This is a genomic window from Thermococcus gammatolerans EJ3 (assembly GCF_000022365.1).
Lineage (GTDB): Archaea > Methanobacteriota_B > Thermococci > Thermococcales > Thermococcaceae > Thermococcus > Thermococcus gammatolerans.
This window is the reverse complement of the sequence record NC_012804.1, coordinates 787,395-805,936: the sequence shown is the minus strand read 5'-3', so window position 1 is coordinate 805,936 and position 18,542 is coordinate 787,395. Positions and strand designations below refer to the sequence as shown.

Below are 18,542 nucleotides of genomic sequence, written 5' to 3'. Positions count from 1 at the left end.
AAGGTTTATTGGCCTCTCTTTCTTCTCCCTATTGGGGTGGGAGATGATAGCGATCGTTTCTATCGGCCCGGTTGAGAAATGGCTTATAGAGGGGATCCTCGATTTCGTGGGCTATTACTACTCACGCTTTAACCTCAAGGTCAAGTTTTCAGGCAATCTTCCCGGGGAACCCTTCTCCGTTGCGCTCCATCCATCCAGGGGCCAGTACCTCGGGAGGGTATTCCTTCCCACACTCGCCGCCCTGAGGCGAAAAATAGGGGCAACGGCCATACTGGGGGTCACCGATCTCGACCTCTATGAGGAAGGCCTAAACTTCATCTTCGGGCTCGCCAACCGCTCCCTCAGGAGTGCCCTAATCTCCACCCGGAGGTTGAGAAACGAGTTCTATGGCCTGCCTCCTGACGATGATCTCCTCCTTGAAAGGGCCATAAAAGAGGCGATGCACGAGCTGGGTCACGTCTTCGGTCTGGAGCACTGTCCCAATCCGAGGTGCGTTATGCACTTCTCAAACTCCATCCACGACACAGATGTCAAAGGGCCCCTCTACTGCCCAAGGTGTGAGGGTAAACTCAAGGGGAACCTCAGAAAACTGGGGGTGTTGTCGTGATTGAAGTTGAGCTGAAGGGCTACGCGGACGATTCCGTGTTTGAGAGAGTTCGTGAGGAGTTTAGACTAATAAGGAGGGAGTACCACGAGGACACCTATTACCAGCATCCCTGCAGGGACTTCTCAAAAACGGACGAAGCATTGAGAATCAGAATAAGGCGTTTCAACGGCCACTTCGAGGCGTTTTTAACCTACAAGGGACCCAAGATTGACTCAGTTTCGAAGACCAGGGAGGAGATAGAGGTTCAAATAAACGATCCCGATGAACACGCCCGCATTTTAGAGGCCCTGGGCTTCACGGAGGTTCTGACCGTTGAAAAGATCCGGGAGAAGTATTACGTCGAGAAGGGCATTACGCTGACCCTCGACGAGGTTGAAGGGCTCGGTAAGTTCGTCGAGGTTGAAGCCCTAACCGAGGATAAAAGGAAGGTCCCCGAACTCGTTGAGAAGCTGAAGAAGATCCTCTTTGATCTCGGGGTTACGCGCTTTGAGAGGCGCTCCTACCTTGAGCTACTCCTCGGGAGAGCTGAGGATGAAACCCCTTGAAAAGCTACTCGGCCTCTCGGAGGAGAGCTCCGATCTGGACAGACTCGAAAGGATAGAGGACCTGCTGGACGCGGGAGAAATAGAGCAGGCAATAGCCGAGCTCGAAAAAGTCCGAAAAGACGAGAACGTTTACGTTGGAGTCAAGATGATAATAAAGAGCCTCTCAAAGCTCGAACTCGAGCCGGGTTATATAGTTGGATACCTGAAAGCGCTGATACCAATAGTCAACGGGCTCTCGAGCTGGAGGTACAGGGCAATCCTTATGGCGGACATCGCTATGGCTTTTTACCGGGCTGGGGACGACTTCAACGGCGATCTAGCTCTGAAAACTGCCATAAACCTTGCATACGCTTCAGGTGAAGACGTGCTTGTCGAGATACTCAGAGAGCTCATACGGAACGGCCTTCTGGAGAAGGGAGCCTACGCCTTCTCCTTAGTTAAGGACAGGAAGAGACTGGACTTCCTTCTCAGCCAACTCGTGGAGTTCTTTTACCTATCTGGCGACCATGAAAAGGCCAGAAAAGCCCTCAACGCTATAGAGGATCCCTTCCATAAGGCGATTGCACTGTACCGTCTGGCCCTCTATGAGGCTCCCCGAAACAGACTCAAAGCCCTCGCCTTCCTTGAGGAAGCAATAGAAAACGCGGAGAAGATAGAGAACAGGCACGCAAGGCTTGAACTTCTGATAAAGCTGAACGACCTCAAGGCCGAACTGACGGGGAAGGGAGTGAGCCTCGTTGATATTCTAAAGGCCTCACCTCCTCCTAAAGATGGCGGCAACGCTAACGAGGAACACAAGGATTGAGAAGATCTCCAGTCTCCCAGTCCACATTAGGAATATGAGAACCGTCTTAACGTCAGGGGGGAGGAAGGGGGAGGTTATGCCAACGCTCAGACCAACGTTTCCCTGGGCGGAGGCGACCTCGAAGAACGCGTCCACGAGCGAAGCCTTCACCCGGATCATAACGTAAAGTGTCCCCAGGAGGAGGAAAGCAAGGTAAGTCATCGTGAAGCTGGTAACCTCTTGAAGATCCTCAACGGTAAAGACGTAGCTCCCCACCTTCCTCCTGATAACGGCACCTTTGGGAAGAATGGACTGCTGAACCGTCCACTTCAGGCTCTCGTACATGAGGGTAAATCGGATGAGCTTGATTCCACCGGCGGTGCTCCCGGCCCCGCCACCAATGACCATCAGAAGGGCGATAATGAACTTGGAAAGCTCTGGATACTTTGACAGGTCTGATATTCCAAAACCCGTGCAGGTTATCGCCGAAACGGCGTGGAAGATTGCCTGTCTGAGAGAGTCCGCGATACCATCACCGTACCGTACAAGACCGTAGGCTATAATGGATATCGCAGGTATCAAAAAGAGGAACATGTATCGAACCTGAATGTCGTCGAAGAAGGGTCCAAGCCGCTTTTCCTTGAAAACCTTGTAGTGAACCGTGAAGTTAACGGCACCAAGGATCATGAGGAAAATCGTGATGGCCTCTATGCTCATGCTGTGAAAGTAACCAATGCTCGCGTCGTGACCGCTCATTCCACCGGTACCGAGGCCGGTCATGGAGTGCGTTATCGCGTCGAAGAGATTCATGCCGTTGATGTGGTAGAGGTACGCACCGACGAGGGTTAGGGCAAAGTATATCTGGAATATGACCTTAGCCGTGTTCGCGAGGTTTGGAAGGATTCTCTCACTCCTCGCCTCCGCCTTGTACAGCCTGGCCGCGGCGACCCCGGGACGTATCAAGACCGTCAGGGCAACGAGGACTATGCCTATGCCACCGAGCCACTGCATCCAAGCACGCCAGAAGAGGAGAACCCTTGGATAGCTCTCGAGATTACTCATCATAGTTAAGCCCGTTCCCGTCCAGGCGCTCATGCTCTCAAAATACGAATCTATGAAGCTCATCCCCGCAATCTCCATGAAGGGAACAACGCTAACAAAGGACGCGAAGAGCCAGATAAAGGCGGCTGAGATCATGGCCTGTCTCAGGTTAACATCCTCGATTCTCTCCTGATGCCTCGAGAGCCAAGCCCCAAGGAGAATGCTCATAAACCCTGGTATGGCAAAGTAGTAAACGTATCTAACCTCGGACGGATAGAACCACATAAGGAGAACGGGAATCAGATAGGCTATTCCAACACCCTCCAGGATGGCTCCGATTAAATTTCTGACGACGAACAGATCCTCGCCGAGATTAACGTACCTCTTGAATTCGAACATCCGCCCACCGGGATATAGAGGGAGGGCTGGAATAAAAGGTTTTCGAGATCAAAAGGTTTAAGGGTTAGGTCCTCCTAAATCAGGCGGTGCTGAAAGATGGAGGCAATAGAAGCGTTGTTGAAGGCTGGTGAAATAGCGAGAAAGGTCAAGGAAGAGGTCGTTGATCTTATCAAACCAGGGACTAAGCTCTATGATATAGCGGAGTTCGTTGAGAAGCGCATAGTAGAACTTGGGGGAAAGCCTGCTTTCCCCTGCAACCTCTCGCTCAATGAAATTGCGGCACACTACACCCCCTATCGGGGCGACGAGAGCGTTCTCAAGGAGGGGGACTACCTCAAGCTGGACCTCGGCGTCCACGTCGACGGCTACATAGCGGACACTGCAGTGACGTTCCGCGTTGGGATGGGGGAAGACGAGCTGATGGAAGCTGCGAGGGAGGCCCTCGAGAACGCCATAGCGACAGTCAGAGCCGGTGTCATGGTCAGGGACGTCGCGAAGGCCATCGAGGAGACGATAAGAGGTAGGGGCTTCAACCCGATAGTGAACCTCAGCGGCCACAAAATCGAACGCTACAAACTCCACGCAGGGGTGAGCATCCCGAACGTTTACAGGCAGGCGGACACGTACGTTCTCCAGGAGGGAGACGTCTTCGCGATAGAGCCCTTCGCGACGACCGGTGCCGGGCAGGTGATAGAGGTTCCCCCGGCGCTGATCTTCATGTACGTCCGCGACAGACCCGTCAGAATGCTCCAGGCGAGAAGGCTGCTAATGCACATCAAGCGCGAGTACAAAACGCTTCCCTTCGCCTACCGCTGGCTCCAGGGCTTTATGCCAGAGGGACAGCTCAAGATGGCACTGGCACAGCTGGACAAGGTCGGCGCGATATACAGCTACCCGATACTGCGCGAGGTTAGGGGTGGAATGGTGGCCCAGTTCGAGCATACCGTTATAGTCGAGAAGGACGGGGCTCACATAACGACATGAATTCTCTTCTCTTTTGTTTGTTTTTAGAATGACTACAACATCTCGAGTCCCGCGCTTCTATTGGGGATGTAAGAGAAGTATAGGAAGAAGCCCCCTCTAAGAGGATGTAAAATTCCGCATCTCTTTTTCCAACTTTGGCGCTAAGTTACGGGTTCTTTCAAACACACCGAATTGAGTTATGTTTTCTGTTTCCCAACGTCCGAAGGATATTTTTTGATAGTTGAAAACGATAGAAGGGTAGAAATTTGGGTAGGGATCCCCAACGGGCTCGGCAGTTGAGTGGCGCCGGGGCAGGGATTTGAACCCTGGCGGGCGGACGCCCACGGGATCTCGAGTCCCGCGCCTTCCCAGGCTAGGCTACCCCGGCGCTCACCAATGACGAGAAAGGAATGGAGTTTATAAATTTTTAGGATTCAGGTTCGGGGTCTAACTCTGTCCTCTCAATTGACAGAAGAGCTCAGCCATTTCGAAATGATTAACTTTGGCTTTGCACTGGTGAGGTGCTACTCCCTCAGCATCGTCTGGCCAGAGAAAACCTCAATCCACCTCGGCGAATGAATTTACGAGAAGCTGAGAAAACGGTAGCTTTTTCTCCCCCAGGGAAAACTTTTAAAAAGATTCCCCGGATTGGGTTACGGCTTAAGCTAATCCGAGGTGATGAGAATGGGAAACATAAAGCAGGCTTTCATCAAGAGGACCGCTCGCGAGCTCTTTGATAGGTATCCTGACAAGTTCACAAGGGACTTTGAGCACAACAAGAGGATGGTTCAGGAGCTCACAAACGTAACGAGCAAGACCATAAGAAACAGGATAGCGGGATATATAACCAGGCTCGTCAGAATGAAGGAAGAGGGCAAAATTCTCTGATCAGGGTATCAAGTGTCTTCTTCATTTTTCAGCTTTTTCCGCTTCCTAAAAGTCGTTAAGGTTCGTTGAAATTCTCCTCGGGAGTTTTGGACCCAGCTCGTGCATTATTTCCTCAAAGAGTCGTTCATCCTCCTGAGCAACCCTCCTAAGGAGGTTCTCGATGTAGGTCTCGACCATAAGCCTGACTTCTTCAAGTTCCCTTTTGACTTCCAGCATCTCGTTAAGTCTCGTCTCAAGGCTATCGAGGAACTCAACGAGCTCTCTCACTTTCTCCTCCGTTGGCTCCGTGGACTTTATTAGCCTCTGAGCTTCTGAATAAACGCTGGTCTTCCTGACTTCCTTGGGCTCGTAGAGCTCCGTCCCAAAGAGGTAGGGAGTGAGCATTACCTCAAGCCTGAAGCCTCGCCTTATGGTGTAATACTTTCTTGGCCGTCCCCGGGGTATTTTTTCGGTCCTCTCCTCTATCAGACCCGCGCTCTTGAGGATCCGCAGGTGCTCCAGTACCGCCTTCTGACCAACTCCAAGCTCCTGGCTCAGCTCACTGACGAAATAGGGCCTTTTGGTGAGAAGGATGAGTATCCTTCTTCTGGTTTCGTTCCCAAGGATATCAAGGAGCTTTCCCATCTCTGATTCCATAATCTCACCCCCAACTCACTTACTAACTTAATGTTAGAAAAACTGCCTTTAAGTTTTTTGGTTGGAGCAGGTTTATAAGATGCACCTCACACCACAGCGGGGGATGGGAATGATATACGTCAGGATCTACCGTGTCCAGGGGGAGGTACTCCTTGCGGCCTGTGACGAAGAACTGCTTGGAAAGACATTCCGGGAGGGCGAGCTAAAGCTCGAGGTCAAGGAGCGCTTTTACAAGGGCGAACTTGTTGAGGAGGCAAAGCTCGGGGAGCTCCTCAAGGAGGCCACGATAGCGAACTTAACAGGGGAGCGCTGTGTCACCAAGGCCATCGAACTCGGCTACGTTAACCCCGAAAGGGTTCTCAGGATTGAAGGCGTTCCCCACGCCCAGATGGCGAAGCTCCTCTTCTGAGACTTTTTAAACCCTCATCCCAACTCGAAACTGGTGAGAGGAATGGGCGAGAGATTTTGTTATCGGTGTGGAATAAGCGAGGAGGAAGGAGGTCCGCTCATCGAGGGGCTCTGTCAGGTCTGCTACCGCAAGGAGAATCCAGTCCTGCTCATAGGCGACGAGATAAACACGGAGCTCTGCCAGAACTGCGGGAGCTACAAGAAGAGAGGGGTTTGGGTTGACCCGAGGAGCTACGAGCTTGAGGAGCTCATCTTTGAGGTCGCCGAAAATGCCCTCCTTGAGGAGCTTGAGGATTCCTTCAGCGAGAAAATCAGGGAATACGAGGTCGTCTCACCTGAGGATATGGAGGAGATAGAGGATTTGTCCGTCGGCAGGGCAGTGGTTTCCTTCGAGCCCCTGGATTTTCACATTGAGCACTTTCCTGCGATAATCGTCTATGAGGTTCGCGTTAAGGCCAAGACCCACGAGCTACAGAGGGAGCTCCACGACGAGAGGAAAAAGGTCACCGTCTACGTCCGCCAGACCGTCTGTCCCCGCTGTCAGAAGTTCCTCGGCGGCTACTTCGAGGCCATCCTTCAGGTTCGCGCCGAGGGGAGGCCCCTGAGTGAAGAGGAGCGGAAGGCCATCGGGAAGCTCGTCGAGGAGAAGGTTGACGAAATAATGCGAAAGGACAGGATGGGCTTCATACAGGACACAATAGAGAAGGAGGAAGGCCTCGACTTCTACATGGGCTCCACGAGCTCCGCGAGAAAGATAGCGCAGGCAATCCGCGAGCGCTTTGGCGGGACGATAAGCGAGGCTTACGAGCTCGTTGGTCTCGACAGGCAGACGAGCAGGGAAGTTTACAGGACGAGCGTGAGCGTTAGGTTGCCAAAGTTCAGGAAGGGCGACATCGTGGCCGATAGAAGGGGCAACGTCTACGAGGTTGAGCGCGTTGACGGCAAGGGCCTGACGCTCAAGAACCTCGAGAACTGGGAGAGCGAGCACCTCGACTGGAAAACCGCGAAAAGGGAGCAGGTGGACACTGTTGAGCACGAGGAAAGCGAGGCGATGGTGACGAGCATAGGGCGTGACGAGGTTCAGATGATGGACATGGAGAGCTACGAAACGTACGAGCTCAACCGGCCACCTTTTGAGTTGGGTGAGGGTGAGGTCTACAGGATGGTCGAGGTAAAGGGAAGAAAGTACTTCAGGAAAAGAAATCAGGCGTGAACTTCCTGCTTTTCTCCGATTTCAATCAATTTTTCGGCGATGTGCTCAACCGCCCTGTAGTAGCTCGGCACGTAGAGGCTCGGCCCGCGGAGAACTACCGTCTCATCGACCCAGTTGACCTCTGTGAGCCCCTTCGGCTTGCCGTGTTTGACTATTTCCTCCCAGAGACGCTTGTTTATGATGCATCCTGGGTCATCGCCCTTCAAGTCGAGCGTGTAGTGGTAGGCCCTCGCGCGACAGCCGCCGCAGATGTACTTGTAGGGGCACTTTCCGCACTGGCCCTCCCAGCTGTCCCTGTCGCGGAGGATGTTGAATATCCTGCTGTTCTCCCATATCTCTTTGAACGGCCTGTGCCTGACGTTCCCGACTGGCAGTGGGAGAAAGACACACGGCACAACGCTTCCGTCGGGCTCTATCCCCGCGTAAATTCTTCCGGCTCCACACCCCCCTATGAACTCTGCGAGAGTTTTCACGGCGTTGTTCTCGCCTATGTAGAAGTGCGCCGGCGTGACGCTCTTTCCCTGACTCATGAGCAGGGTAACGCGCGCGTACTGCGGCGCCGTTGTGAGTATCTCAAGCTTCCTCTTCTTCATCTGGCGGTAGACTTCCTTCATGAACTCCTCGCGCTCCTCCGGCGAGAGGTCCACCTTAATCATGTCCTCTGCCCTTCCCGTCGGCACGAGGTTGAAGAATATGACACGCTTGACGCCTATGCTCTCCGCCAGGTCGAGTATGTCGTCTATCTCCTGATAGGTTTCCTTGTCCATTATCGTGGCCATCCCGTGGCTGAGCCCCAGTTCGACCGCGTTTTCTAAGGCTTTTACCGCGTGCTCCCACGCCCCTGGAATCCCGCGGAACTCGTCATGCTTCTCGGGCTTTGCGGAATCAACGCTGACCTCAACATACTTTATTCCCGCCTTAACTGCCTTCTCAAGCTCCTCCTTCCTGGCGAAAGTCCAGCCGTTCGTGGCGACCGAGGTGTGTATCCCCCTGCTCGACAGCTCCCTGACGATTCTGAGGAAGTGCGGGTGTATCGTCGGCTCACCGCCGCTTATCGCAACCGCCGCGACACCGGCTTTGTCGAGCTGGTCAACTAGATTCAGTTTCTCTTCAAGGCTGAGCTCACTTGGAAGTGGCCTGTCTGCTCTCTGGTAGCAGTGCTTGCACCTGAAGTTGCACATGTTGGTGAAGTTCCACACTATCAGGAAGGGCCCGGCAAGGCGCTGGGGAACGGTTACTCCGTACTTCGCTATGCCCTCAAGGACGACCCAGATTCCACGCCTTATGTGCGGGTCACGCAGAAGGGCTTCCTTGGCGGCCTCCTCGTCGCCGTGGGCGAGCTTTATGCCGAGCTTGAGCAGGAGCTTTATCGTGTCCGCCTGGAAGCGAACCATCATCGGCGCGTTTATGCTCTCGCCCGCGTAGATGCTGAGCGCCCAGTATAAAGCTGGAAGCTCGCGCCCGTTGATTTTGTACTTTTTGAGGCTCGGCCTTATGAGTGCCCTAGCCAGGGGATTTCCAAGGATGAGCTTGAAGGCCCTCAGCGCGGTGGTCACCTGACTTCCACCTTCTTCGGATTCAGCCTCCTCCACATCCACCGAGGGATTCATAGCGTTTGGGAAGGGTTCTTTTATCGTTTTTGGAGCCTTCATGTATCTCACCCCCAATATGTGGTACTCACCATTGCGTTTAAAGGTTTCGACATAAAAGAGTTATAGCTTATGTCGATTTTTTCTGATATGTTAGACATAACCAAAAAATTTAAATAATCGGGTAGACAACAGTTAATTGAAAGAACTTTGGGAGGTGAAAGCCATGGCCTCTGCGAAAACCGGTATGTGGACCGCCCTGCTGGGTGCCCTTCTGATACTGATAGACGGAATAGCTGTCCTGAGCACGGGGAACTTCTACGGCTGGCACTACGGTAGCGCATCAACTGTCGGCTGGGTAGAAATAATCCTCAGCCTGATGATGATGGGCCTGGCGTATTACTACAAGAGCAACAAGAGCCTTGTGGGATGGAGCGTAGTGATTTTAGCGCTGATAACGATGCCCTTCGACGGTGGCTTCTGGTTGATAGGCGCAATTGTCGCCCTGATAGGCGGAATCATAATAGCAACCGCCAAGGAATGAATCCCGGTTCCTTTTAGTTTTCTGCTTTCGTGCCTTTACATTTATAAGTTCTTTTTCGATTTTTAGAGGGGGATGTGGATGAGGGCCAGAACGGAGCGCAGGAAGTTCATAGAGATCGTCGAGCGAATCATGGTTCGCTGGGGTTACACGGCGACCGATGGAAAGGTGTATGCAATCCTACTGCTCTCTAACAGACCGATGACGATAGCCGAGCTCGCGAAAGAAACGGGTTTGAGCCGCTCCTCGATATCCGTCGCCCTAAGCCGTCTCGTCAGGGAATACCTCGTAACCTGCAGGAGGGAAGGCAGGACGAAGTACTTCACTGCGGTTCCCGCCTTTCTGGAGAAGTTCCTCCGCCAGCCGAGGGAGACACTTGAACGCGAGGTTCGCCCGCTGGAGAAAATAGTTGAGGCCATGATTGAAAAGAGCGACGACGAGATGAGAGGCAGGCTGGAGGCGATTCTCAACGACCTGAAAAAGCTTGAGTGCGTCCTTGAACGCATAATCCGTCTGGAAGAGGAGGAAAGCGAGTGCCTCACGAGCTCGTGAGGCCCATCTTTAAAGTTTTTGTGAAGGTAACCGACCAGAGGGCGAGCAGTAACCATAGCAGGCAGTAGCCGAAGAGCCTCATCAGCTCAAGCTCGAAGACGCTTCCCAGGTCCATTGTTGCGTTTGTGAAGGCTCCAAGCGGGAAGATGAAGGCCCACCAGGCGAGGCTGTAGGGCAGGCTCATGTTTCTGATGTAGTGGAGAGTTAAGGCCACCGCCATAACCAGCCACCAGAAGCCGAGCCCCCACAGGAAGAAGGCGAAGATGAAGAGCGGGTCCTTCGAGGTCGCTATGCTCGAGTTGTTCACGAGGGCGAAGAGGGCAGTGATGCTGGCTCCGATGGGTCCGAGGTTCATCCATATGAGCGGGGCCATCTGCGGTGGCATCAGCTCGTGCCTTATGAAGCGGAGCGTCACGACGGCATAGAGGACGAGGTACAGGAAGAAACCCGCGCCCCAGCCGAGGTAGTTAACGATTGTGACGAATTCCTGAGTGTAGCCCTTTGTCGTTCTCATGAAGGCCGCCCCGAAGGGGAGTATAACGAGGGCAACGGGCGGGATATACCAGGCGGGTGAGAGGTGCCTGAGGTCAACTTCACCCGCTATGAAAACCTCGTAGGACATCCAGAACGCGAAGATGAACGTCAGGACAAGCCCCCAGAGCCAGAGGTACCACGCCACAGTCTGGTTGTGCAGTACCGCCAAGAACTGGGCCGCTAAAACAATCGTGGCCGCTCCACTCGTTCCGTAGAAGTGCCCCTTTGATGGGTGCCTGAGGTCTTCCAAGGCGTCCTTCCTGTATAGAATCCACCTCAGAATCCACGGGATGAGTAGAGCTACGTAGAGGACGACGTTCAGGTACGTCAGGGCGATTCCCACTTCCTTCAGGGGGCTCCAGTATGAGGAGTACTTGTAGGAGGCAATTGCCACCGCACCGGTTCCCATGACGCTCGCGAACCACGCTGGATTGAAGTTCCTAGCTCTCTCCATATGATCATCCATCCCTTACTTTTTTTCAATCCAGAATTAGGATAGCTTAAAAATTTTTGGTCCCAAAATATTTGATGTGTTAGATTCACCGGACACAAAAGCTTATAAACCGCTTTTCTTTCATTTGGGTGGCAAAAGAAAATGAGGTGAGTCTAATGAACTACCCAGAGCTGGCACTCATAGCCTTCATCCTGAGCATCGTCTTTTCAATCGGTGGGGTGGGTTCAGCGATAGCGATAGTCCCGGTTATGGGCTGGCTTGGAATACCTCTCATGACGGCCAAGCCCACTGGTCTCTTCATAAACACGCTCTCGATGCTTTCGGCAACTCTCAAGAACATAAAGCACGGGAAGCTCGACCATCGCTTTGGGCTCCCGATTTTAATCGTCGCAACGGCGATGGCCCCTGTTGGAGCCTACGCGGGCAAGTTCATTCCCAAGGTCTACGTCCTCTGGGTTTTTGTCGCGTTTCTCATCTATTCGGGCACGATGATGATTTTCTTCAGGCCCAGAAGAAGGGGAAGCGGTGGAAACCACATCGTCGAGGGCTCTGTCATCGGTGGAATAGCGGGCTTCCTCGGCGGCCTCCTCGGCGTCGGTGGGGGCGGGATAATCAGCCCCGCTCTCATAATGCTCGGATACGAGCCGAAAAAAGTCGCCGCAACGACCGCGCTGGTCGTGTTCTTCTCATCGCTGAGCGGGTTCCTAACCTACTGGGGGATGGGAACGCTGGACTGGGAACTGCTCCTCTGGGTTTCGATTCCCGCCATAGCTGGAGGCTGGCTGGGAACGCACCTCATGCACTTCAAGATGAGCTCGGAGCAGGTAAAAAAGGTGATAGGGGTCATAATGTACCTCATAGCCCTGAAAACGCTCCTCGTGGCTATGGGTTAAACTCGCTCTCGGTTCCCTCCACCTTTTCTTCCTTCTTCTTTCTCAGGGGCCTCGTTATCTCGAAGGCCTTGCTTATTATATTGTTCTCAATGACCAGCCTCTTGATGTACTCCTTCGGCGGGAACTCTATCGCGTCGCAGGGGCAGAGCGTTGCACACGTTGAACAGCCGACCATGCAGTTGTAGGGCCTCGCAACAACGGGCTTCCCTTTCTCCCTATCCCAGTCGAAGACGCGCCTTCCGCAGGTTATGAAGCAGATTCCACACCCCGCGCATCTGTCGTAGTTTATCCTCGGGTACCACTCTATATCCTTCCTGTCAACGCCCCACCAAGGGATGACGCTCAGGTCTTTGACGGGCCTTCCAAGGGCATCCTTTCCTATGACGGGAGCTTCTCCTCCGGACATTTTATCACCTCCATAGAGAGTTGTCCAAATTGGTTTAAAATAATTTTCATATGTTTTTGTTCTTAACCAACGGTTCTGGACGAACTTGGCCAGAAAATTTTAAGTTCTCTTCAAATGAAATCTCGGCGATGAAAAATGCTCTGCCTGAGGAACGTTGAATACTCTCAAAACGGCAGGAGGATACTCCACTCGATAAACATGACCTTCAGGGAGGGAATGAGCTACTCGATACTCGGGCCCAACGGCGCGGGGAAATCGACGATAGCCCGTATTCTGATGGGGGAGCTTAGACCAACCTCGGGCCAGGTTCTCCTCGATGGCGAGGACGTAACCGGGCTGAACGTTACTGAGAGGGCAAAGCGGGGGATAAGCATGGCCTGGCAGGAGCCTGCCCGATACGATGGAATAACCGTGAGGAACTACCTCACCCTTGGCGGGAAGCTCAAAATTGGTGAGGACGAGATAAGGGAAGTCCTTGAGCTCGTTGGCCTTCCCTACGAACTCTACGCCCATCGTTTTGTGGACAAAAGTCTGAGCGGCGGTGAGAGGAAGAGGGTGGAGCTTGCGTCGCTCCTCCTACTGAAACCGAGGTATGCCATCCTCGACGAACCCGACTCTGGCCTCGACATAACGGCGGGGAAGCTGATAGAGGTAATCCTCGATCGCTTCCGGAAGTGCGGAACCACGGTAATCCTAATCACCCACCACGAGGGGATTGCGCTCAAGACGGACTTCGCCTATTTCGTCTGTGGCGGGAGGATCGTCAGAAAGGGTTTCTCGCAGGAGGTTGTCGACTACTATCGGAAAACCTGCAGGAGATGCTCCTTTGCGGAGGGCTGAGTATGGCGATAAAGGTTGATCTCACCAGGGAATACGAGGCGCTGGTTGAGGCCTACCAGCGGGAGGGCCTCGATACATCCCTCTTCGGGGACAGGATAGCGGCGATAATCATCAGCGGGGACAAAATCATCGGCCTCAACAACGTTCCGGGGGTTGAGATAAGGGGCGAGGAGATTGAGAACGGCGTTAGGGCTGAAGTTAAAATAGCCGAGGGTGTTGAGCTTCCATTCCCAATACACCTCTGCACGGGCTATTTGAAAAGCGAGGGCTACCAGAGGGTTATCTTTGACATAAACGTTGGCAAAAACTCGAAGGTCAGGTTCACCTCCCACTGCATCTTTCCCTACGCCAAGGACTTTACCCACGAGGCAATAACGAGGATAAAAATCGGGGAAGGTTCGAGCGTGCTCTACGACGACGAGCACGTCCACGGCGAGGGCGTGAGGATGGTTGGTAAAACAGAGGTCGAGGTCGGCAAAAACGCCCGCTACACGGGGAAGTTCACCCTGACGAAACATAGAGCAAAGGAGCTGAAGCTTGAGATGGTCGCGAGGCTCGGTGAGAGGGCTGTTCTCGAGCTTGAGACGAAGGTCAAGGCCGTTAAAGATGATTGTGTTGAGATGAAGGAAGTCGCCTACCTGGAGGGAGCCCACTCGAGGGCGAACCTGAGGAGCACGGCAATAGCCTTCGACAGGGCGAAGGTAAACGTCATAAACGAGGCCTATGGCTTCGGTGACTACGCGAAGGGGCACGTCGAGTGCCACGAAATAGTTAAGGGCGACGCCGACGTCCAGACAGTTCCCCTGCTGAGGGTGAAGAACGAGAAGGCCGAGCTTACTCACGAGGCCTCGATAGGCAGGATAAACGAGGCCCAGCTCATCCAGCTCATGGCCAAGGGCCTGACCGAGGACGAGGCGGCGGAGCTTATAATAAAGGGCCTCCTCGGAGAATGGTAAAAAGAAAATCATTCGAGGAGCACGTGCTTTGCTGTTTTCAAACCCGTTACCAGCCATATGGTGAGGAGAAGCCAGTAGAGGGCGAAGCCGAAGCCGTCTATTACCCCTATGCCAAAGGCCGTGCCAACGTTGTGCGTTGCCCCCACGTAGGCCCCGAGCGGGAAGATGAAGGCCCACCAGGCGAGGCTGTAGGGCAAGCGAAGGTTCCTGATGTAGTATAGGGTCATTATGATGGCCATCGCCAGCCACCAGACGCCGAAGCCCCAGAGGATTAAGCCAAAGGCGAAGAACGGTTCTTTGACAGTAAGGAAGTCGCTGGCCTTAACGAGCGCGTAGAGCGTTGAGGTTCCAGCTCCAATGGGACCGAGGTTTATCCACACCGCTGGGGCCATACCGCAGGGCATCGGCTCGTGCCTTATGAAGCGGAAGAAGACTATCGCGAAGAGGCCGAGGTAGAGGAAGAAGCCCGCACCCCAGGCGAAGTAGTTGACCGCGTAGGCAACCTCCCTAAACGTTCCCGAGAAGCTCGATATCAAAGCCGCGCCGCTCATGGGAATCACGATTAAGCCGACCGGGGGAATGAACCAGGCCGGGGTAACGGACTTTAGGTCTATCTCCTTCTCAACGAACATCAGGTAGGGGATGAGCAGGGCAAAGAATATCGTTAGAACTGCTCCCGGAATCCAGAACGCCTTCGCTATTGCAGTCTTCTTGAGTATGAAGAGGTAATCCGCCGAGAGTACGAGCATGGCCACGGCTATCGTCCCGTAGAAGTGGCTCACCATTGGATGCTTGAGGTCTTCCAGGGCGTTTTCCGTGTACTTCACCCACCTGAGGAGCCATGGGATTAGGAGGATGAAGAACAGGAGCGTGTTGAAGTAGACGAGAAACTCCGCCAGTCCACCTAAGGCCGGAATCCTCGATGAATAAGCTTTGCTGGCCAAAGCGAGAGCTCCCGTTCCCATAACGCTCGCGAACCAGCTCGGTGCGAAGTCCTTTACGCTCACCTTCATCTGCTTCACCGGGGGAAACTCATATGAAAAAAATTTAAAAACTTTCCTGAACGCCTCCCAAACTCAGTGGCGGTGCCCTTCCCTTTCCTTTTCGCGCTCTATCTTCTCCTTCCAGTGGGGATCAACCTCAAGAACCTGATGGATGAACGCCTCGACAACGTCCCTTATTTTTCCATAGGCACCAGTAACGACCTCTATGCCGAGCTCGTTGAAGAATGAGATAGCTCTCTGACCCATTCCGTAGGCGATGACGACCTCCCCGCCGTGCTCCTTGACGAACCTCGGAAGGTCGCCGGGCCCGTGCTCCTCGAAGGGAACCTCAACGACCTCGAAATCCTTTATTTCGCCGTCTTCAACGTCCACGAAAACAAAATACCTTGCCCTGCCGAAGTGCCCGCTAACTTCGCTTTCTAAGCCTCTGTCATCCACAGCCGGAACCGCTATCCTCATGCCACATCCCCCGCTTAATTGAAATTTTTTTCTCATATAAGCTTTGTGCATAGGCACAAAACAACGAAACTCCGCTTCAAGGCAGGTAACTCACTCCCTGAATATCTCCCCCGTGACGAGATCTATGCCGACCTTCCTGACCTTAAGCTTCCAGAGCTTCTCGGGCGCTCCGCCACCAACCTCTCTGTAACCCGCCATCTCGATTATCCCCATGTCCTCGAGGGCAGAGAGGTGGTAGTAGAGCGTTGAGCGGGGCATGTTGAGGCCCCTCTCCTGAAGGGCCTGGTATATCTCGTTTGTCCCCTTTATGCCATCGCTCAGGATTCTTATGATGCTCCGCCTAGGTTCGGCCATCAAGGGCTTGAGGGTCATCATGAGGTTCTTCAAAACTGCCATGTCACCCATCATCCACTTCGGCACCTTCACCACCGTTGATTATTACCTCTTTATCTTTATAAAATTACCGCTTTCAGGCGAGTTTAGCTCGAATGTTATAGAAAACTTTATAAAGACTTTTGTGATATTACAAAACAGAGAAGACGGAGGTGATGGAGGATGTTTGGGATGGTGATACTCACCTACATCCTCGCGAGCGTGTTCGCGATAGCTGGAATGGGAGCGGCGGGAGTGCTCATACCCAACTACATAGCCATGGGGCTGGGCGTTCACGCGGCCATGCTGCTCGGGCTGACCCAGAACACGGCGGAGCTGACGGTGGCAACCGCCATGAACTGGAAGAAGGGCCTCATAGAGTGGAGGAAGGTTGCAAGGGTTCTCGTTCCCGCGGCGCTCTTCGTGCCTCTGGGGGCGTACGTGAACGTCCACATTCCAAGGGTCCTCGTGCTGGTGGTCTTTGCTTTGTTCCTGCTTTTTGCCCTCTACCGCATGCTCTCCAGCGGGATGGCGGAAGGCGACGACGGCTGGAAGATCTACGCGCTCGGGGCCGTCGAGGGCTTCACCGCGGGACTCATAGGCATGGACGCGGCCCCAATAGCGCTCATAGCCTTCTCATACCTCTTCAGAAACCCGAAGAAGGTCTCGGCGAACACGGCGGCAACTGCGCTCGGAGTTTCGGGCGTTACCCTGCTGACGTACGTCCTCTTACTACCGAAGATACCCATAGCGATTGAAACCCTCGCGGCGGTGGGGACTGCTGGCTTCCTCGGCGGGATAACGGGCTCGCTCCTGATGCACAGGATAAAGCCACTCTACGTCCGCTACACGATGCTAGCAATACTCTCGCTGGCCCTCGTTGAGATTGTGATGAAGATATTCGAGGCGAACGTGCCCGAGACGCTCCACGTGCTCAGCGTGGAGGCCGTGGTGGGCGGCTTCCTGGCCTTCCTGTACGGAATGGGAAGGCGCATGGCGAGAAGGCCCTCCCCCGCCCCGTGACCCTTTCGTTGTTTGAGCAAAAAGAAGGAGGTGGTTGAGATGCCGTTCGGTGTTCCCGGATGGAAATGGAAGGTTGGAAGGTTTGGCTACGTGATGGGAAACGAGCCGAGCTACGAGGAAATTAAGGCAAAGGCGAAGGCACTGCTCGAGAAGGCCACGAAGGGGCCCGCGTGGCACTGCCGCTGCGGAACCTTCCACGTCCCCCTCCTCGTTGACGGGGAGATAGTCGGGGAGCTCTGGGAGGACGTCGAGCCGAGAGAACTCGAAGTCGGCGCCTACTGGCACGGGAAGTGGGGGACGAAAGTCCAGCTCGTGAAGGACGGAAGGGTGGTGGGCCTCCTATGGCTCGCCTGAGCCTTTATTTTTCCAATGGGAGGTGGTTGAGATGAAAATTGTGAAGTTCCTGAAGGATAAGATGATTTACATCGTCTTCACGCTCATTATCCTATCGAGCTACGCCGGCGTTCATCACAGGGATGTCTTCCTGTCCCTCAAATGGACGCTGCCGATTGCACTCTTCATGATGCTCTTCCAGCCGATGGTCTTCATGGACATAAAAAAGGCATTTGCGACGAGAACCGAGATAAAGACGAAGTATCTCATAGCTGTGACGGCCTTCTACGTCATCATCTTTCCGGCTTTAACGTGGCTTCTCATCAAGTTCTGGCTCGCGGTAATGCCGAACACCGACCCGAGGCTGCTCGCTGGGATCGTGCTGATAAGCCTCGCTCCGCTCCCGAGCTCGGCTCCAGCATTCACTAACCTCGCGGGCGGAAAGTTCCAGCTGACGCTCGTCGGCGTCGTGTGGACGTTCGTCCTCTCGCTCTTCGTCATGCCCGTCTACGCTAAGCTGCTCCTCCACACACTCATAAAAGTCCCCACGTGGCTGCTCCTCAAGTCGCTCGTCCTCTACATCATAGTGCCCCTCGTGGCGGGCCAGCTAACGAAGTACGCAGTTCTGAGGTGGAAGGGAAAGGATGCCCTCATGAAGCTCAAGGAGCCCCTCGTGGGCCTCTCGCTCCTCGGCATGTACTGGATGATAACCGTGGTCTTCGGCATAAACGGGAAGATTATAGCCGAGAAGCCGGAGGTTATAGTCGTCGGAGCGCTCATAATGAACGCATACTTCCTAACGCGTGCGGCCATAGCTTACTTCACCGGAAAAGCGCTTGGCTTTCCTCTGGAGCACATTATATCGCTCGTGTATTCAACCGGTTCCAACATGACCCTCGCGACGGCGATGGCAATAGGGACGTTTGGTCCCCTCGCGGCCGTTGGAACGGCTTTAGGAGGCCCCTTCAGCGACATGATACTCATGATACTCTTCGTAAGGCTCTTCGCCCTACTGAGGGCAAAGAGCGTGTCTGGAGAAGATGAAACCTGAGAAATACCGGAACTTAGAGAATGCTTCCCCAAAGGGTTTTAACCCATGAAC

The 18,542-nt window shown here is 53.8% G+C and carries 23 protein-coding genes and 1 tRNA gene; 15 read left to right on the top strand and 9 right to left on the bottom strand.

The window, feature by feature from the left end; genetic code table 11:
* Positions 1-43: 43 nt before the first annotated feature.
* Genes TGAM_RS04390 through TGAM_RS04380 form a run of 3 tightly spaced genes read left to right on the top strand, consistent with a single transcriptional unit; the run spans position 44 to position 1,957 of the window.
* Positions 44-607 (top strand): archaemetzincin family Zn-dependent metalloprotease, encoded by a 564-nt coding sequence (locus TGAM_RS04390; RefSeq protein ID WP_048811129.1) that lies wholly within the window; start codon positions 44-46, stop codon positions 605-607.
* The gene (cyaB, locus tag TGAM_RS04385; protein WP_015858477.1) at positions 604-1,152 is read left to right on the top strand and encodes a class IV adenylate cyclase; all 549 of its coding nucleotides are present in this window, start codon (positions 604-606) and stop codon (positions 1,150-1,152) included. The genes TGAM_RS04390 and cyaB overlap by 4 nt, the downstream gene beginning before the upstream one ends.
* A complete protein-coding gene (locus tag TGAM_RS04380) occupies positions 1,112-1,957 on the top strand; it encodes a hypothetical protein (RefSeq protein ID WP_148206264.1) in 846 nt (281 codons plus the stop codon). The genes cyaB and TGAM_RS04380 overlap by 41 nt, the downstream gene beginning before the upstream one ends.
* On the opposite strand, the gene TGAM_RS04375 is transcribed toward TGAM_RS04380, so the two are convergent.
* The gene (locus tag TGAM_RS04375) at positions 1,907-3,376 is read right to left on the bottom strand and encodes a TrkH family potassium uptake protein (protein ID WP_015858475.1); all 1,470 of its coding nucleotides are present in this window, start codon (positions 3,374-3,376) and stop codon (positions 1,907-1,909) included. The genes TGAM_RS04380 and TGAM_RS04375 overlap by 51 nt on opposite strands.
* Positions 3,377-3,472: 96 nt before the next feature.
* On the opposite strand from TGAM_RS04375, the gene map reads away from it, so the two are divergent.
* Positions 3,473-4,360, top strand: coding sequence for a type II methionyl aminopeptidase (gene map / locus TGAM_RS04370; protein ID WP_015858474.1), 888 nt, complete (start codon positions 3,473-3,475; stop codon positions 4,358-4,360).
* A gap of 280 nt (positions 4,361-4,640) precedes the next feature.
* Here the strand turns inward: map and TGAM_RS04365 are convergent.
* Positions 4,641-4,727: transfer RNA gene (locus tag TGAM_RS04365), tRNA-Ser, on the bottom strand.
* Between the two features lie 296 nt (positions 4,728-5,023).
* On the opposite strand from TGAM_RS04365, the gene TGAM_RS04360 reads away from it, so the two are divergent.
* Positions 5,024-5,227 carry a 30S ribosomal protein S17e gene (locus tag TGAM_RS04360; protein WP_014121354.1) on the top strand — a complete coding sequence of 68 codons (204 nt, stop codon included), beginning with the start codon at positions 5,024-5,026 and terminating at the stop codon, positions 5,225-5,227.
* Positions 5,228-5,272: 45 nt separating this feature from the next.
* On the opposite strand, the gene TGAM_RS04355 is transcribed toward TGAM_RS04360, so the two are convergent.
* Complete coding sequence (locus TGAM_RS04355; RefSeq protein WP_015858473.1) at positions 5,273-5,863, bottom strand: ArsR/SmtB family transcription factor; 591 nt, start codon at positions 5,861-5,863, stop codon at positions 5,273-5,275.
* Positions 5,864-5,972: 109 nt separating this feature from the next.
* Here TGAM_RS04355 and TGAM_RS04350 point away from each other — a divergent pair, with 109 nt between their 5' ends.
* Together TGAM_RS04350 and TGAM_RS04345 are read left to right on the top strand one after the other, a co-directional pair.
* A complete protein-coding gene (locus tag TGAM_RS04350; protein ID WP_048811127.1) occupies positions 5,973-6,272 on the top strand; it encodes a DUF424 domain-containing protein in 300 nt (99 codons plus the stop codon).
* A gap of 42 nt (positions 6,273-6,314) precedes the next feature.
* Positions 6,315-7,484, top strand: coding sequence for a 60S ribosomal export protein NMD3 (locus TGAM_RS04345; protein ID WP_048811126.1), 1,170 nt, complete (start codon positions 6,315-6,317; stop codon positions 7,482-7,484).
* Here TGAM_RS04345 and TGAM_RS04340 read toward each other — a convergent pair.
* Positions 7,475-9,136: a radical SAM/SPASM domain-containing protein gene (locus TGAM_RS04340; protein WP_048811125.1), complete on the bottom strand. Its 1,662-nt coding sequence runs from the start codon at positions 9,134-9,136 to the stop codon at positions 7,475-7,477. The genes TGAM_RS04345 and TGAM_RS04340 overlap by 10 nt on opposite strands.
* A 163-nt stretch (positions 9,137-9,299) precedes the next feature.
* Here TGAM_RS04340 and TGAM_RS04335 point away from each other — a divergent pair, with 163 nt between their 5' ends.
* A complete protein-coding gene (locus TGAM_RS04335) occupies positions 9,300-9,617 on the top strand; it encodes a hypothetical protein (RefSeq protein WP_048811124.1) in 318 nt (105 codons plus the stop codon).
* Positions 9,618-9,695: 78 nt separating this feature from the next.
* The gene (locus TGAM_RS04330; protein WP_048811123.1) at positions 9,696-10,166 is read left to right on the top strand and encodes a GbsR/MarR family transcriptional regulator; all 471 of its coding nucleotides are present in this window, start codon (positions 9,696-9,698) and stop codon (positions 10,164-10,166) included.
* On the opposite strand, the gene tdt (TGAM_RS04325) is transcribed toward TGAM_RS04330, so the two are convergent.
* Positions 10,153-11,154 carry a TDT family transporter gene (gene tdt, locus TGAM_RS04325; RefSeq protein ID WP_048811122.1) on the bottom strand — a complete coding sequence of 334 codons (1,002 nt, stop codon included), beginning with the start codon at positions 11,152-11,154 and terminating at the stop codon, positions 10,153-10,155. The two genes, TGAM_RS04330 and tdt (TGAM_RS04325), sit on opposite strands and share 14 nt — an antisense overlap.
* Before the next feature lie 155 nt (positions 11,155-11,309).
* On the opposite strand from tdt (TGAM_RS04325), the gene TGAM_RS04320 reads away from it, so the two are divergent.
* Positions 11,310-12,047, top strand: a complete 738-nt coding sequence (locus tag TGAM_RS04320; RefSeq protein WP_015858466.1) for a sulfite exporter TauE/SafE family protein — start codon at positions 11,310-11,312, stop codon at positions 12,045-12,047.
* Here TGAM_RS04320 and TGAM_RS04315 read toward each other — a convergent pair.
* Complete coding sequence (locus TGAM_RS04315) at positions 12,037-12,453, bottom strand: 4Fe-4S dicluster domain-containing protein (RefSeq protein ID WP_015858465.1); 417 nt, start codon at positions 12,451-12,453, stop codon at positions 12,037-12,039. The genes TGAM_RS04320 and TGAM_RS04315 overlap by 11 nt on opposite strands.
* Positions 12,454-12,588: 135 nt before the next feature.
* On the opposite strand from TGAM_RS04315, the gene TGAM_RS04310 reads away from it, so the two are divergent.
* Together TGAM_RS04310 and TGAM_RS04305 are read left to right on the top strand one after the other, a co-directional pair.
* Entirely contained in the window at positions 12,589-13,293 is a 705-nt protein-coding gene (locus tag TGAM_RS04310) for an ATP-binding cassette domain-containing protein (protein WP_015858464.1), read from the top strand.
* Between the two features lie 2 nt (positions 13,294-13,295).
* Positions 13,296-14,249, top strand: a complete 954-nt coding sequence (locus tag TGAM_RS04305) for a SufB/SufD family protein (RefSeq protein ID WP_048811121.1) — start codon at positions 13,296-13,298, stop codon at positions 14,247-14,249.
* Positions 14,250-14,257: 8 nt separating this feature from the next.
* On the opposite strand, the gene tdt (TGAM_RS04300) is transcribed toward TGAM_RS04305, so the two are convergent.
* The 3 genes from tdt (TGAM_RS04300) to TGAM_RS04290 form a co-directional block, all read right to left on the bottom strand.
* Complete coding sequence (tdt, locus tag TGAM_RS04300) at positions 14,258-15,262, bottom strand: TDT family transporter (RefSeq protein ID WP_015858462.1); 1,005 nt, start codon at positions 15,260-15,262, stop codon at positions 14,258-14,260.
* Positions 15,263-15,325: 63 nt separating this feature from the next.
* Positions 15,326-15,712, bottom strand: a complete 387-nt coding sequence (locus tag TGAM_RS04295; protein WP_015858461.1) for a NifB/NifX family molybdenum-iron cluster-binding protein — start codon at positions 15,710-15,712, stop codon at positions 15,326-15,328.
* A 90-nt stretch (positions 15,713-15,802) separates the two neighbouring features.
* Positions 15,803-16,141 (bottom strand): helix-turn-helix domain-containing protein, encoded by a 339-nt coding sequence (locus tag TGAM_RS04290; RefSeq protein ID WP_015858460.1) that lies wholly within the window; start codon positions 16,139-16,141, stop codon positions 15,803-15,805.
* 126 nt (positions 16,142-16,267) lie between these two features.
* Between TGAM_RS04290 and TGAM_RS04285 the strand changes: the two genes are divergently transcribed.
* From TGAM_RS04285 to TGAM_RS04275, 3 genes are read left to right on the top strand one after another with little or no spacing between them, the layout of a single operon-like run.
* Positions 16,268-17,107 carry a sulfite exporter TauE/SafE family protein gene (locus TGAM_RS04285; RefSeq protein WP_015858459.1) on the top strand — a complete coding sequence of 280 codons (840 nt, stop codon included), beginning with the start codon at positions 16,268-16,270 and terminating at the stop codon, positions 17,105-17,107.
* A gap of 39 nt (positions 17,108-17,146) precedes the next feature.
* Positions 17,147-17,461, top strand: a complete 315-nt coding sequence (locus TGAM_RS04280; RefSeq protein ID WP_048811119.1) for a hypothetical protein — start codon at positions 17,147-17,149, stop codon at positions 17,459-17,461.
* A gap of 31 nt (positions 17,462-17,492) precedes the next feature.
* Positions 17,493-18,491: an arsenic resistance protein gene (locus TGAM_RS04275; RefSeq protein WP_238516253.1), complete on the top strand. Its 999-nt coding sequence runs from the start codon at positions 17,493-17,495 to the stop codon at positions 18,489-18,491.
* The last annotated feature ends 51 nt before the right edge of the window (positions 18,492-18,542 follow it).